Raw genomic sequence first — 13398 nt, 5'->3', positions numbered from 1 at the left:
ATGAGTCTTAATTACCTGGATTTCGAACAGCCAATCGCAGAACTTGAAGCGAAGATTGATTCACTCAAGTCGGTTGGCCGTCAGGATGAAAAACTGGATATTAATCTGGATGAAGAAGTTCAGCGACTGCGTGAGAAAAGCGTAGAGCTGACCCGTAAGATCTTCTCCGATTTGGGCGCATGGCAGATCGCGAAATTAGCGCGTCACCCTTTGCGTCCTTACACGCTGGACTATGTCCGCAACGTGTTTACTGACTTTGACGAGCTGGCAGGCGATCGCGCCTATGCGGATGATAAAGCCATTGTTGGCGGGATCGCTCGTCTGGAAGGTCGCCCGGTGATGATCATTGGTCATCAGAAAGGCCGCGAAACCAAAGAGAAAATTCGTCGTAACTTCGGCATGCCTGCACCTGAAGGCTACCGTAAAGCACTGCGTCTGATGGAGATGGCTGAGCGCTTCAAGATGCCAATCATCACCTTTATCGACACGCCTGGTGCTTATCCGGGTGTTGGCGCAGAAGAGCGCGGTCAGTCCGAGGCTATCGCACGCAACCTGCGTGAGATGTCTGGCCTGAAAGTGCCGGTCATCTGTACCGTCATCGGTGAAGGTGGTTCCGGTGGCGCGCTGGCTATCGGCGTTGGCGACAAAGTAAACATGCTGCAGTACAGCACCTATTCGGTGATTTCACCGGAAGGCTGTGCCTCAATTTTGTGGAAAAGTGCTGATAAAGCACCGCTGGCCGCAGAAGCGATGGGCATTGTTGCTCCGCGCCTGAAAGAACTGAAGCTGATCGACACGGTGATCCCAGAGCCATTAGGCGGAGCGCATCGCGATCCACTGGCTATTGGTGCCTCCATGAAAGCGCAGCTGCTGGCCGATTTGGCCGATCTGGACGTGCTGAGTACAGAAGAACTGCTGGACCGTCGTTACCAGCGTTTGATGAACTACGGCTACGCCTGACAGTTCATGATCCACTCACAACAGGATGTTGTGGGTGGTTCATCCCCAATTTTTTCCCTTCTGCCCGCCATCTTCGCTATGCTTACCCCTGCTGCACAATACCAGGAGGTACGCATTGAATATCATCGCGATCATGGGACCGCATAACGCATTCTATAAAGATGAACCCATCCGTGAACTGGACGGGGCGCTGAACGCCCAGGGATTCCAGACCATCTACCCGAAAGATGCTAACGACCTGCTCAAGCTGATTGAACACAATCCCCGGATCTGCGGCGTTATCTTCGACTGGGATGAATACAGCCAGGATCTGTGCAGCGAAATCCAGCTGCTGAATGAATATCTTCCGCTCTACGCCTTTATCAACACCCATTCCAGCATGGACGTGAGCATCAATGAGATGCGCATGGCGATGTATTTCTTTGAATATGGTCTTGGTGTGTCAGAAGAGATTGCCCAGCGCATCCGCCAGTACACCAACGAATACATTGATACGATTACGCCTCCGTTGACCAAAGCGCTGTTCAACTATGTGAAAGAGGGGAAATACACCTTCTGCACGCCGGGCCATATGGCCGGCACAGCCTTCCAGAAAAGCCCGGTCGGTACGCTGTTCTATGATTTCTTCGGTGCCAACACCTTAAAAGCGGATATCTCCATCTCAGTGACTGAGCTGGGATCGCTGCTGGATCACACTGGCCCGCACCTGGAGGCCGAAGAGTATGTCGCCCGCACTTTTGGAGCCGAACAGAGCTACATGGTGACTAATGGCACCTCAACGTCGAATAAGATTGTTGGGATGTATGCCGCCGCCGCTGGCAGTACGGTGTTAATCGATCGCAACTGCCACAAGTCGCTGACTCACCTGCTGATGATGAGCGATATTATCCCGATCTGGCTGAAGCCAACCCGCAATGCACTTGGCATTCTTGGCGGCATCCCTAAGCGTGAATTCACTAAAGAGAGCATCGCGCTCAAAGTGGCCCAGACCGAGAGGGCAACCTGGCCGGTGCATGCGGTGATCACCAATTCAACCTATGACGGCCTGCTGTATAACACCCACTACATCAAAGAGACGCTGGACGTGCCGTCGATCCACTTTGATTCTGCCTGGGTTCCTTACACCAATTTCCATCCAATCTATCAGGGATTAAGTGGGATGAGCGGTGAGCGAACGCCAGGGAAAGTGATCTACGAAACGCAGTCAACGCATAAACTGCTGGCGGCATTTTCCCAGGCTTCGCTGATCCACATTAAAGGTGACTACGACGAAGAAACCTTCAATGAGGCCTACATGATGCACACCACCACGTCGCCAAACTATTCGATCGTCGCTTCTATCGAAACGGCGGCGGCAATGCTGCGCGGCAATCCGGGTAAACGGCTGATTAACCGCTCTGTTGAGCGTGCGCTGCACTTCCGCCGTGAAGTGCAACGTCTGCACGAAGAGTCGGAAGGGTGGTTCTTCGATATCTGGCAGCCGGAAGGGGTTGATGAGCCAGAATGCTGGGCAATCCAGCCGGGAGAAGAGGACTGGCACGGGTTTAAAGAGGCAGACGCGGATCATATGTATCTGGATCCGATCAAAGTCACCATCCTCACGCCAGGCATGAGCGAACTGGGTGTGATGGCGGATGAGGGGATCCCGGCTGCGCTGGTGGCTAAATTCCTCGACGAACGTGGCGTGGTGGTGGAAAAAACCGGACCTTACAATCTGTTGTTCCTGTTCAGTATTGGCATCGACAAAACCAAAGCGATGAGCGTGCTGCGCGGCTTAACCGAGTTCAAGCGGGCTTACGATCTGAATTTGCGCGTTAAAAACATGCTGCCGGATCTCTATGCAGAGGATCCTGATTTCTATCGCACGATGCGCATTCAGGATCTGGCCCAAGGGATCCACCGTCTGATCCGTGAACACGATTTGCCAAGGTTGATGCTGCAAGCCTTTGCCACCTTGCCAGAAATGAAAATGACGCCGCATCAGATGTTCCAGCAGCAGGTCAAAGGCAATGTTGAAACCGTAGAGATAGCGCAGCTGGTTGGGAGGGTCTCCGCGAATATGATCCTGCCTTATCCGCCTGGTGTGCCAGTGGTGATGCCTGGGGAAATGATTACTGATGAAAGCCGCGCGGTGCTCGATTTCCTGCTGATGCTTTGCACCATTGGCAAACACTATCCTGGTTTTGAAACGGACATTCACGGCGCTAAGCTGACGGAAGAAGGACAGTATCTGGTACGGGTGCTAAAAAATCCGGTCGATTAATTCCAGAATAGTGCCATTGTCGGCCGCTGAGGGCCTGCGTAAAGTAAGGGATAGAAGCCATTATCAAGGAGTTATTATGTTAGGTATTAAGCAGGTCCACCACATCGCTATTATCGCCAGCCAGTATCAGGTCAGTAAGGACTTCTACTGTGACATTCTGGGGTTTACCTTGATGGGCGAAGTGTACCGTGAAGCTCGCGACTCCTGGAAAGGGGATTTGGCCCTGAACGGTCAGTACACCATTGAACTGTTCTCTTTCCCTTTCCCTCCTTCGCGCCCGACTCAGCCTGAATCCTGTGGCTTGCGCCATCTGGCCTTCAGCGTTGACAATATTGATGCCGCTAAAGCGCATCTGGAATCAAAAGGGGTGAGTTGTGAAGATATCCGTATCGATCCGGTGACCGATAAGCGCTTTACCTTCTTCAACGATCCGGACGGTTTGCCGCTGGAGCTCTATCAGGCGTAATATAGCGCCATTCTGACCCGGTCAACTCTGGCCGGGTTTATCTCCTCCCGTAACGGAATTCTCATGTCACTGCACGCACTTGCTCAGCACCTCGCCGGACATCAGCATCTGCTGGTGGGCTTCAGCGGTGGGCTGGATTCCACGGTTCTGCTGCATCAGCTGGTTACGCTGCGTGAACAGCGGGGCGATCTGCAACTGCGGGCAATCCACATTCATCATGGACTGAATCCGCTGGCTGATGGCTGGGTGGAACATTGCCAGCAGCAGTGCCAGCGTTGGCAGGTTGAGCTGGAAGTGGTGTATGTCACGCTGGATAGCCGTGAGAAAGGGGTGGAAGCCGCTGCCCGTGAAGCTCGTTATCAGGCTTTTGCTCAGCATCTCAGACCGCTTGAGAGCCTGCTAACTGCGCAGCATCAGGACGATCAGTGTGAAACCTTACTGCTTGCCTTAAAGCGGGGTAGCGGGCCAGCTGGCCTGGCGGGAATGCCCGTTCAGTCTTTGTTAGGCACGCAAACTCTGCTTCGTCCTTTATTGTCCCAAACCCGCCTGCAACTCGAAGCCTGGGCAGCAGAACATGCCTTGAGCTGGATTGAGGATGACAGCAATCAGGACACCCGTTTTGACCGCAACTTCCTGCGGCAAAAAGTCATCCCTGAACTGGTCAGCCGCTGGCCACATTTCGCGCATTCAGTTGCCCGCAGCGCCACGCTATGCGGTGAGCAGGAGCAACTGCTGGATGAATTGCTGGCTGAATCACTGGGTAAGCTGGTGGATGCGGCTGGAGGTATGGAGTGGGCGCCTCTGCTGGCGATGAGTGAAGTCAGACGTGCCGCACTTCTCCGGCGCTGGATTGCTCTGCAGGGGGGACTGATGCCGTCGAAAGAGTCACTGCAGCGACTCTGGCAGGAAGTGGCTTGCAGCCGTGAAGATGCTGAACCTCGTTTGCGCCTTGGCTCGTTTGAAGTCAGGCGCTATCGCGAGCGGCTTTACTGGCTGGCACTGACTGAGCCGGTCAGTGAGGTGATTATCCGCTGGCCTTTGACTGCAACAGCGTTAAGTTTGCCGCAACAGCTGGGGCACTTGCTGCGTGATGATGCAGGCATGAAGATTCGGGCACCTCTCGCCGGGGAAGCCGTTAGCGTGCGTTTCCAGGCTCAGGGGAAGTTTCATCTTATCGATCGGGCTGGCAGCCGCTCGCTGAAAAAGATCTGGCAGGAAAAGGGGATCCCGCCCTGGCAACGCGATCGCACGCCTTTGCTGTTTTATGGCGAAACGTTGATTGCAGCCGTTGGGGTATTTGTCACGCGGGAAGGAAAAGCGGATAAGGACGTTTACTGGCAAGTGAGCTGGATAAAACAGGGATAATCTGGAGCTTGGGCGGAAGAGATTCCGCCCGGAGGATTAATCAGATTCGCTGACCACAACGGTGCCCAGATCTGGATGGCTGAAGCTGGCAATATGGTCCAGTCTCAGCTCACGGACTTCACCTGAAAGATCGATAGCCAGATATTCCACATTCTTTCGAGACACCATGTCGGTGGCTTTGGCCTTCAGCTTTTCACCATCTTTCAGTTCCAGAGCCAGCATCCAGCTGTTCTGGCAGGCAAGTTCCAGGTTGTCGTAATCGTCGCAGTTTATCGGTTTGTAGGCTTCATTCGTCAACATAATCGCTCACCAATAAGTTTGCAGCAGCAAAAGCTGCCTGTTCCCTGATGGAAGAGTGTAGCTCAGTATTGGCAGCTACCTCGTCAAGTGCTTTCAGTACGCAACCTAATGCGTCTGGCACGTATCCCAGATCGCCGCTGCCTATCTGGGCATATTTGCGGCGAACTAATTCACAATACTTTTGCATTTGCACCTCACTCAGAGTTTTCTCTGGCTATTTTACGACTATAACACAGGCTTTTGCGTGAAATCAGCCCACCGGACAGTGATTTGCTGTGTCAACGGGTTACAATAGCGGCCAATAACCATAAGGAACCCCATGGCACTTAAAGCGACCATTTATAAAGCGACGGTCAACGTTGCGGATATGGACAGAAATGTTTTTATCGACAGCAACCTCACGCTGGCCCGCCATCCCTCGGAAACCGAAGAGCGTCTGATGCTGCGCCTGCTTGCCTGGCTGGTGAACGCCCATGAACGTCTGGTCTTTACCCGGGGCTTGAGCGCAGAAGATGAGCCAGAAATCTGGCTGATGAACGATCACAACGGTATTGAGCTGTGGGTTGATTTGGGCTTGCCAGAAGAGAGAAGGGTGAAAAGAGCCTGTAATCGCTCAACCAGCGTAGTGTTATATACCTATAACGGACGTGCAGCTCAGATGTGGTGGCAGCAGAACCAGAGCAAACTGGCACAGCAGGATAATTTGACCATTCGTTTCATCGACGATGAGCAACTGAATGCGCTGATCAAGTTGGCCTCCCGCTCGATGACGCTGCAGGCCACCATTCAGGACGGCACTGTCTGGCTTTCCGACGACCAAAACCACCTGGAGCTGCGCTTCACTGACTGGTTGGTTAACGGCAAGCGCGCATGATTATTCTGTCGCGCAACGTCACAATCCCTGATAGCGAGCTGGAGCTGACGGCGATCAGGGCTCAGGGAAACGGCGGGCAAAACGTCAATAAAAGTTCGACGGCAATCCATCTGCGTTTCGATATCCGCGCCTCAAGCCTGCCTGAATACTATAAAGAGCGACTGATGGCGGTCAGCCACCATCTGATTACCCCGGAAGGCGTGGTGATCATCAAGGCGCAGGAGTATCGCAGTCAGGAGATGAACCGCGAAGCCGCGCTGAAGCGACTGGAGAATTTGATCCAGGAGCTGACGGTGGTAGAAAAAGCGCGGCGAGCTACGCGGCCAACGTTGGCTTCGAAGAAACGCAGGCTTGAAAGCAAAACACGCAAAGCGACAACGAAATCGTTACGCGGAAAAATGCGCGGACCGGCTGAGTAATGCCAGTAAGACAAGGAACAGTTCGAGAGAAACAGAAGGGAAGTGTTTAAAGAAGGCTGGTGAAGCAAGGTGCGGGCCGGATATGTGATTATCCGGCCCGCTGTTTTATCAGCCGTTGATTTCGCTGACCAGGAAATCGAGGATTTCACCGGTTTTAATCATCCGCTTCTCGCCTTCACGACGGGATTTGTACTCAACTTCTTCGCTGTCGAGGTTACGGTCGCCAATCACGATAGTGTGCGGCACGCCGATCAGTTCCATATCCGCAAACATCACGCCCGGACGCTCTTTACGATCGTCGAGGATCACGTCAATGCCTTTAGCGCGTAACTGAGCGTACAGCTCTTCTGCCAGCTCTTTCACACGGAAAGATTTGTGCATATTCATTGGCAGAATGGCCACCTGGAAAGGTGCCAGTGCTGCAGGCCAGATAATGCCGCGTTCATCGTGATTCTGCTCAATGGAAGCCGCCACGATACGGGTGATACCAATGCCGTAACAGCCCATGGTCAGGATCTGATTGCGTCCATCTTCGCCCTGCACGGAAGCTTTCATCGCCTCGGAGTACTTAGTCCCCAGCTGGAAGATATGGCCAACTTCAATGCCACGTTTGATCTGCAGTGTGCCTTTCCCGTCTGGGCTGGCATCGCCTTCTACCACGTTGCGGATGTCTTCCACACGCGGCAGTGGCAGATCGCGCTGCCAGTTGATGCCGGTAAAGTGCTTACCATCAACGTTGGCACCGGCGGAGAAGTCACTCATCACCGCAACAGTGCGGTCGATGATGATTGGCATGTTCAGACCAACGGGACCGAGTGAACCTGGACCGGCACCCACAATCGCCCGAATCTCTTCTTCAGTAGCGAAAGTCAGCGGTGCTTCAATCAGATCCAACTTCTCGGCTTTGATTTCGTTCAGCGCATGGTCGCCACGCACCAGCAGAGCTACCAGCGTATGGCCACTCTCTTTGGTCGCTTTCACCATCAGCGTTTTCACGGTTTTCTCAACCGGCAGATTGAACTGTTCAACCAGCTCAGCGATAGTTTTCGCATTGGGTGTATCGATTTCTTGCAGGGGCTGTTTAGCATCTGCACGGCCGCCAGCTGGCGCCACGGCTTCTGCAAACTCAATATTCGCCGCGTAATCAGATTCGGTAGAGAAGATCACATCATCTTCACCGCTCTGTGCCAGAACCTGGAACTCATGGGAAGCACTGCCACCGATAGAACCGGTATCCGCCTGCACAGCACGGAAATCCAGCCCCATACGCTTGAAGCTTTGGCTGTAGGCGCGGTACATATCATCGTAGGTAGCCTGCAAAGACTCCTGCGAAGCGTGGAAGGAGTAGGCATCTTTCATGATGAACTCACGCGAGCGCATCACGCCGAAACGTGGGCGCACTTCGTCACGGAATTTGGTCTGGATCTGGAACACATTCAGCGGCAGCTGCTTGTAAGAGCTCAGCTCGTTACGGATCAGATCGGTGACCACTTCTTCATGCGTTGGACCGAGCACAAACGGACGGTCGCCACGATCCACAAAGCGCAGCAGCTCAGGACCATATTGCTCCCAGCGTCCACTCTCCTGCCATAAATCGGCGGGCTGAACTACCGGCATGGAAATCTCAATCGCACCGGCGTTGTTCATCTCTTCACGCACGATGTTTTCAACTTTTTTCAGTACGCGCAGACCGGTTGGCAGCCAGGTGTATAACCCTGAGGCCAGTTTGCGGATCATCCCGGCACGCAGCATCAGCTGGTGGCTGATCACTTCAGCGTCGGCTGGCGTCTCCTTTTGGGTGGAGAGCAGATATTGAGTAGTACGCATGAGTTACGATTCCATTAAGCGGAAAGCTATTCGAAGTAAGCAGAGCCAAAAAAATTCTGGCGGCTAGTGTACCAGCGTGGCCGAAGACTCAAAAGATGCAGGGGAATAAATTAACGGGGATCCAGCGCAATCACTACGGTTCCCGCTGCGTTTACACACCAGCGAACGTTGAAATCCAGCAGCCAGGCCGCGTATTCACGTTCGGGCTCTTCACCTTTACGGTAGGCTGGACGAGGATCCTGCGCCAGAACCTGAGTAATAAAGCGTTCCAGATGAGGATACTGCTGGTGGTGTGAAGCAAGCTGCTGTTGCGCCAGCGGCGAAAACGTCACTGACATGCTGGCTTCCGGTGCCTGTTGGGCAAACCCAGCCCTGGCATCAGCAACCGACTCGGCAAAGGGAAGGTAGGGCTTGATGTCGACTATCGGCGTGCCATCGACCAGATCCAGACTGCCCAGTTCGAGAATCACCTGGCCCTTCTCAGTGCGGATGCCTTTAAGCTCAACCAGCGACATGCCGATGGGGTTGGGCCGGAAGGTGGAGCGGGTGGCGAATACCCCCATCCGCGCGTTACCGCCAAGGCGGGGAGGGCGGACAGTTGGCCTCCAGCCGCCTTCCATTGTCTGATGAAAGACAAACAACAGCCACAGGTGGCTGAAGGCTTCCAGGCCACGAACGGCTTCGGGCTGATTATAAGGTGCGTGAAGGTGTAGTTCTCCGCCGCCATCTTCAATCAGGCCGGGCTGGCGGGGAACGGCGAACTTCTCCTTCCAGGGGGAACGAACGGTAGCAATTTGCTGGAAGGAAAATTCACTCATTGATTAGAGACTTTCAACGCTGAACCCTGGCAAACGGCCTGGCGGTAGCAGCCCTGCGCATTGCTGACGATTTCACACTGGTGAACCAGCACCGCATTGGCTTTCATTGCGGAAGCGCGGATCTGCATTCTTTTACGGGCAGTGTTGAGATTTGGCGGCGAGCTTTGCGCGCTGGCCTGGCAATCATCACCGTAAACTTCACCAAGATCGCGGAATGGTTTGCTCACCAGATCGCTGGCATCCGTATAGAGTTTTACCGGAGCAGGCCGCGTTTGCGGTTTGCTGCGTTGTGGCTGAGTTTGCGTAGTCTGCTTGAAGGGTTCGACGGGCTTATAAGGTTTCTGCATCAACGAACACCCTGTCAGCGAAAGGGCTAACAAACAGAGCGGTAAAACACGCATGGGACTATCCTCATGTTCGGTAAAAGTGGCGTTATTGAAACAAGCCTTCGGGGAAATAACAAGCGCTTAAAAAGGCAAAAAGCGGGCAAAAGCCCGCTTCGTACTGGGTAAAGCTGTTTCTGCGATACTCTTCGCAGGTAACAGGCTTACCAGCCTTTAACCGCACCGCCGTTGAAAATCTTGTTAGCTGCGGCGTTCACTTCGTCAGACTGGTATGCCTGCACGAATTTCTTCACGTTTTCCGCGTCTTTATTGTCTTCACGGGCAACGATCATGTTCACGTAAGGGGAGTCTTTCCCTTCTACGAAGATGCCGTCTTTTTGTGGGGTCAGGTTGATCTGGCTGGCGTAAGTGGTGTTGATCACTGCCAGAGCGATCTGCTGATCGTCCAGTGAACGTGGCAGCTGAGGCGCTTCCAGTTCAACCAGTTTGATGTTCTTCGGGTTCTCAACCACATCCAGAGAGGTTGGCAGCAAACCAGTGCCTTCTTTCAGCTTGATCAGGCCGACCTTCTGCAACAGCAGCAGTGAACGACCTAAGTTGGTTGGATCGTTAGGGATAGCAACCTGTGCACCGTTCTGCAGCTCATCCAGGGATTTAATCTTCTTGGAGTAGCCCGCGATTGGGTAAACGAAGGTATTGCCTACCGACGTTAACTTATAGCCGCGATCCTTGATCTGCTGATCCAGATAAGGTTTGTGCTGGAAGGCATTTACATCGATGTCGCCTTTGCTCAGCGCTTCGTTCGGCAACACGTAATCGTTGAAGGTTACCAGCTCAACGTCCAGACCGTATTTATCTTTAGCAACCTGCTTGGCCACTTCAGCAACCTGCTGCTCAGCGCCAACTATTACGCCGACTTTGATGTGGTTTGGATCTTTCTCTTTCTGATCGCAACCAACCAGCGCCAAAGTACCAATCAGCGCGCCCACAGCGGCAAATGTTTTAAAGTTAAAAGACATATCCCTTCCTTAATTTAATCGGACTGTTGTTTATTTGTGAGTGACGGCACGTGCAATGCGGTCGCCACAGAACTGAATCAAATACACTAGAACAACCAACAACACTAATACCGTATTCATCACCGTAGCGTTATAACCGATATAACCATACTGAATACCAATCTGGCCCAGACCGCCGGCACCCACGGCACCGCCCATAGCGGAATAACCAACCAGCGTAATCAGCGTAATGGTAGCGGCATTAATTAAGCCTGGCAGTGCTTCAGGTAGCAGAACTTTCTTCACGATCTGGAACGGCGTGGCGCCCATCGCGCGGGAAGCCTCGATCAAGCCAGTAGGCAGTTCCAATAATGTGTTCTCAACCATACGGGCAATAAAGGGTGCAGCGCCGATAGTCAGTGGCACAATCGCCGCCTGTAAGCCAATGGAGGTGCCGACGATCATGCGGGTGAACGGAATCATCCACACCAACAGGATAATGAAGGGGATCGCGCGGAAGATATTCACCAGCGCCGACAGCGAGCGATACAGTGAACGGCTTTCCATGATCTGGCCTGGACGAGTGACATATAAAAGAACGCCAAGCGGCAGACCAATAACAAAACCGAAGAAGCCAGAGACAAAAGTCATGACCAGCGTCTCCCAGACGCCCCGGCAAAGAAGCAGGATCATCGCCTCAGACATAACCTAGTACCTCTACCTTTACATGATGCTCTTTCAGGAACGTAATAGCCGCCTGAGTATCGGCCTCGGTGCCATGCATTTCGGTCAGCATGATGCCAAACTTCACACCACCGGCGTAATCCATTTGGGCACTGATAATATTGTTATTCACATTGAAGCGACGGGCCGACTCGGACAGCAGCGGTGCATCAACAGACTGACCTGTGAATTCCAGGCGTAATAAAGGCACGCTGTCCGGTTTGTTCGCTGCCGACAGACGCGCGCTGTAATCTTCCGGGATATCCAGATGCAGAGTCGACTGGATAAATTGCTGGGCTAACGGCGTCTTGGGATGAGAGAACACTTCACTGACGCTGTCCTGCTCAATCAGCTCGCCATTACTGATCACGGCAACCTGGTCGCAGATGCGTTTAACCACGTCCATCTCATGGGTGATCAGCAAGATAGTGATCCCCAAACGGCGGTTAATGTCTTTCAGCAGTTCGAGGATTGAGCGGGTTGTTGCCGGGTCCAGTGCGCTGGTGGCTTCGTCACACAGCAACACTTTTGGATTAGTCGCCAGAGCACGAGCGATGGCTACACGTTGCTTCTGTCCACCGGAAAGGTTGGCAGGCCAGGAGTCTTGTTTATCCGCCAGGCCTACCAGTTCCAGCAGTTCTTTTACTCGCGCGTTGATCTCGCTGCGGGACAGCTTACCCAGCTCCAGCGGCAGGGCAACATTCCCGGCTACAGTGCGGGAGTTCATCAGGTTAAAGTGCTGGAAGATCATGCCAATCTGGCGGCGAGCTTTCGTCAGCTGGCTTTCAGAAAGACTGGTGAGGTCCTGACCGTCGACCAGCACAGTGCCGGACGTGGGGCGTTCAAGCAAATTAACGCAGCGGATCAGGGTACTTTTCCCTGCGCCCGATGCGCCAATAACGCCATAAATTTGCCCGGCAGGCACGTGCAGGCTGACATCAGACAGCGCTGTAATCGTGCGAGTGCCTTGCTGGAACACTTTGGTGATAGAGTTAAGTTTTATCATTTTATTATCGTAGTGCAGTTATCCGTGGCGTGTATTGAGTGCATCGCCTTGAGCGAAATGCGAGTGGATGTTAAGGCATCCAGACGTCTAAATCAATCAAAGTCATTCAAACTGCCATTCTCACCGTTAGCGCAATCATGCGATACTCTACGGCAACTTTAGTAGCAGGAGTTTCTACGTGACAGACAAAGTCCCCGCCATATTTCTCGATCGTGATGGCACGATGAATGAGGATCATGGTTACGTCCATGAGATCGACAACTTTCAGTTTATAGAGGGTGCCATTGAGGCCATGCACGAGCTTAAGAAGATGGGCTTCGCGCTGGTGATGGTGACTAACCAATCCGGGATTGCACGCGGCATCTTTACTGAAGATACCTTTATGCAGCTAACCGAGTGGATGGACTGGTCGCTGGCCGACCGTGAAGTGGACCTTGATGGCATCTATTTCTGCCCACATCATCCGGAAGCAGTAATAGAAGAGTATCGCCAGCAGTGTGATTGCCGTAAGCCAGAACCTGGTATGCTGTTGTCCGCTCAGAAAGAGTTGAACATTGATATGGCCGCTTCTTATATGGTTGGCGATAAAATTGATGACATGCTGGCAGGTAAAGCAGCCGGTGTAGGAATAAAGGTGTTAGTTCGTAGCGGCAAGCCGATTACCGAAGAGGGTGAAAAAGCAGCTGACTGGGTGATTAATAGCCTTGCAGACCTGCCCGCACGCATCAAACAGGGCTAAAAAGCAGCGTTCTGCGCGAAGTTTCATCGAACGGTAAAAAAGTTCAGATTTACGCTTGCCTTCCCGCGGCGTATCCCTATAATGCGCCTCCATCGAACGGCAACGAGCAAACGCTCAGTGTGCTGAAAGATGAAGAGAAAATTCCTGATTTAAGGGGTTGACTCTGAAAGAGGAAAGCGTAATATACGCCACCTCGCAGTAAGGCGCTAAGGCACTTACCGCAACGCTCTTTAACAATTTATCAGACAATCTGTGTGGGCACTCGCAGGATTGATATCAACGTCTCCGGACGTAAA

At 53.0% G+C, this 13398-nt stretch carries 15 protein-coding genes; 7 read left to right on the top strand and 8 right to left on the bottom strand.

The features are described from left to right. The 4 genes from accA to tilS all read left to right on the top strand — a co-directional run bounded on the left by accA (position 1) and on the right by tilS (position 5054). A complete protein-coding gene (accA, locus tag WCC56_RS20275) occupies positions 1–960 on the top strand; it encodes an acetyl-CoA carboxylase carboxyl transferase subunit alpha (RefSeq protein ID WP_424694118.1) in 960 nt (319 codons plus the stop codon). 115 nt (positions 961–1075) lie between these two features. Further along, positions 1076–3223 carry a lysine decarboxylase LdcC gene (locus WCC56_RS20270; protein ID WP_424694117.1) on the top strand — a complete coding sequence of 716 codons (2148 nt, stop codon included), beginning with the start codon at positions 1076–1078 and terminating at the stop codon, positions 3221–3223. A 76-nt stretch (positions 3224–3299) separates the two neighbouring features. Then, positions 3300–3689, top strand: coding sequence for a VOC family protein (locus WCC56_RS20265; protein ID WP_424694116.1), 390 nt, complete (start codon positions 3300–3302; stop codon positions 3687–3689). 63 nt (positions 3690–3752) lie between these two features. Further along, on the top strand, positions 3753–5054 hold the full coding sequence (gene tilS / locus WCC56_RS20260; RefSeq protein WP_424694115.1) for a tRNA lysidine(34) synthetase TilS: 1302 nt from the start codon (positions 3753–3755) through the stop codon (positions 5052–5054). 36 nt (positions 5055–5090) lie between these two features. On the opposite strand, the gene rof is transcribed toward tilS, so the two are convergent. Both rof and WCC56_RS20250 read right to left on the bottom strand, forming a co-directional pair. Further along, entirely contained in the window at positions 5091–5354 is a 264-nt protein-coding gene (rof, locus tag WCC56_RS20255) for a Rho-binding antiterminator (RefSeq protein ID WP_424694114.1), read from the bottom strand. Then, a complete protein-coding gene (locus WCC56_RS20250; protein WP_071822098.1) occupies positions 5341–5541 on the bottom strand; it encodes a YaeP family protein in 201 nt (66 codons plus the stop codon). Before WCC56_RS20250 ends, rof begins: the two co-directional genes overlap by 14 nt. A 132-nt stretch (positions 5542–5673) precedes the next feature. Here WCC56_RS20250 and WCC56_RS20245 point away from each other — a divergent pair, with 132 nt between their 5' ends. Both WCC56_RS20245 and arfB read left to right on the top strand, forming a co-directional pair. Beyond that, positions 5674–6228, top strand: coding sequence for a YaeQ family protein (locus WCC56_RS20245; RefSeq protein WP_424694113.1), 555 nt, complete (start codon positions 5674–5676; stop codon positions 6226–6228). Beyond that, on the top strand, positions 6225–6647 hold the full coding sequence (gene arfB, locus WCC56_RS20240) for an alternative ribosome rescue aminoacyl-tRNA hydrolase ArfB (RefSeq protein WP_424694112.1): 423 nt from the start codon (positions 6225–6227) through the stop codon (positions 6645–6647). Before WCC56_RS20245 ends, arfB begins: the two co-directional genes overlap by 4 nt. Before the next feature lie 108 nt (positions 6648–6755). On the opposite strand, the gene proS is transcribed toward arfB, so the two are convergent. From proS to metN, 6 genes are all read right to left on the bottom strand, one after another. Further along, positions 6756–8474 (bottom strand): proline--tRNA ligase, encoded by a 1719-nt coding sequence (proS, locus tag WCC56_RS20235; RefSeq protein WP_424694111.1) that lies wholly within the window; start codon positions 8472–8474, stop codon positions 6756–6758. A 110-nt stretch (positions 8475–8584) separates the two neighbouring features. After that, the gene (tsaA, locus tag WCC56_RS20230; protein WP_424694110.1) at positions 8585–9292 is read right to left on the bottom strand and encodes a tRNA (N6-threonylcarbamoyladenosine(37)-N6)-methyltransferase TrmO; all 708 of its coding nucleotides are present in this window, start codon (positions 9290–9292) and stop codon (positions 8585–8587) included. Continuing rightward, a complete protein-coding gene (gene rcsF / locus WCC56_RS20225; RefSeq protein WP_424694109.1) occupies positions 9289–9693 on the bottom strand; it encodes an Rcs stress response system protein RcsF in 405 nt (134 codons plus the stop codon). Before rcsF ends, tsaA begins: the two co-directional genes overlap by 4 nt. Before the next feature lie 146 nt (positions 9694–9839). Next, positions 9840–10655, bottom strand: coding sequence for a MetQ/NlpA family lipoprotein (locus WCC56_RS20220; protein WP_424694108.1), 816 nt, complete (start codon positions 10653–10655; stop codon positions 9840–9842). A 30-nt stretch (positions 10656–10685) separates the two neighbouring features. Continuing rightward, positions 10686–11339: a methionine ABC transporter permease MetI gene (locus WCC56_RS20215; RefSeq protein ID WP_424694107.1), complete on the bottom strand. Its 654-nt coding sequence runs from the start codon at positions 11337–11339 to the stop codon at positions 10686–10688. Next, entirely contained in the window at positions 11332–12363 is a 1032-nt protein-coding gene (gene metN, locus WCC56_RS20210; RefSeq protein WP_424694106.1) for a methionine ABC transporter ATP-binding protein MetN, read from the bottom strand. The genes WCC56_RS20215 and metN overlap by 8 nt, the downstream gene beginning before the upstream one ends. 178 nt (positions 12364–12541) lie before the next feature. Between metN and gmhB the strand changes: the two genes are divergently transcribed. Then, on the top strand, positions 12542–13102 hold the full coding sequence (gmhB, locus tag WCC56_RS20205) for a D-glycero-beta-D-manno-heptose 1,7-bisphosphate 7-phosphatase (RefSeq protein ID WP_424694105.1): 561 nt from the start codon (positions 12542–12544) through the stop codon (positions 13100–13102). Positions 13103–13398: the final 296 nt, after the last annotated feature.

The sequence above is a fragment of the Erwinia sp. genome (genome assembly GCF_049696395.1).
Classification (GTDB): domain Bacteria; phylum Pseudomonadota; class Gammaproteobacteria; order Enterobacterales; family Enterobacteriaceae; genus Erwinia.
The sequence above is the reverse complement of the archived record's forward strand: the minus strand, read 5'-3'. Positions and strand labels throughout refer to the sequence as shown.

Coding starts and splice junctions, on each gene's coding strand:
- accA (WP_424694118.1), top strand. CDS start 1: ATGAGTCTTAATTACCTGGATTTCGAACAGCCAATCGCAGAACTTGAA.
- WCC56_RS20265 (WP_424694116.1), top strand. CDS start 3,300: ATGTTAGGTATTAAGCAGGTCCACCACATCGCTATTATCGCCAGCCAG.
- tilS (WP_424694115.1), top strand. CDS start 3,753: ATGTCACTGCACGCACTTGCTCAGCACCTCGCCGGACATCAGCATCTG.
- rof (WP_424694114.1), bottom strand. CDS start 5,354: ATGTTGACGAATGAAGCCTACAAACCGATAAACTGCGACGATTACGAC.
- WCC56_RS20250 (WP_071822098.1), bottom strand. CDS start 5,541: ATGCAAAAGTATTGTGAATTAGTTCGCCGCAAATATGCCCAGATAGGC.
- WCC56_RS20245 (WP_424694113.1), top strand. CDS start 5,674: ATGGCACTTAAAGCGACCATTTATAAAGCGACGGTCAACGTTGCGGAT.
- arfB (WP_424694112.1), top strand. CDS start 6,225: ATGATTATTCTGTCGCGCAACGTCACAATCCCTGATAGCGAGCTGGAG.
- proS (WP_424694111.1), bottom strand. CDS start 8,474: ATGCGTACTACTCAATATCTGCTCTCCACCCAAAAGGAGACGCCAGCC.
- tsaA (WP_424694110.1), bottom strand. CDS start 9,292: ATGAGTGAATTTTCCTTCCAGCAAATTGCTACCGTTCGTTCCCCCTGG.
- rcsF (WP_424694109.1), bottom strand. CDS start 9,693: ATGCGTGTTTTACCGCTCTGTTTGTTAGCCCTTTCGCTGACAGGGTGT.
- WCC56_RS20220 (WP_424694108.1), bottom strand. CDS start 10,655: ATGTCTTTTAACTTTAAAACATTTGCCGCTGTGGGCGCGCTGATTGGT.
- WCC56_RS20215 (WP_424694107.1), bottom strand. CDS start 11,339: ATGTCTGAGGCGATGATCCTGCTTCTTTGCCGGGGCGTCTGGGAGACG.
- metN (WP_424694106.1), bottom strand. CDS start 12,363: ATGATAAAACTTAACTCTATCACCAAAGTGTTCCAGCAAGGCACTCGC.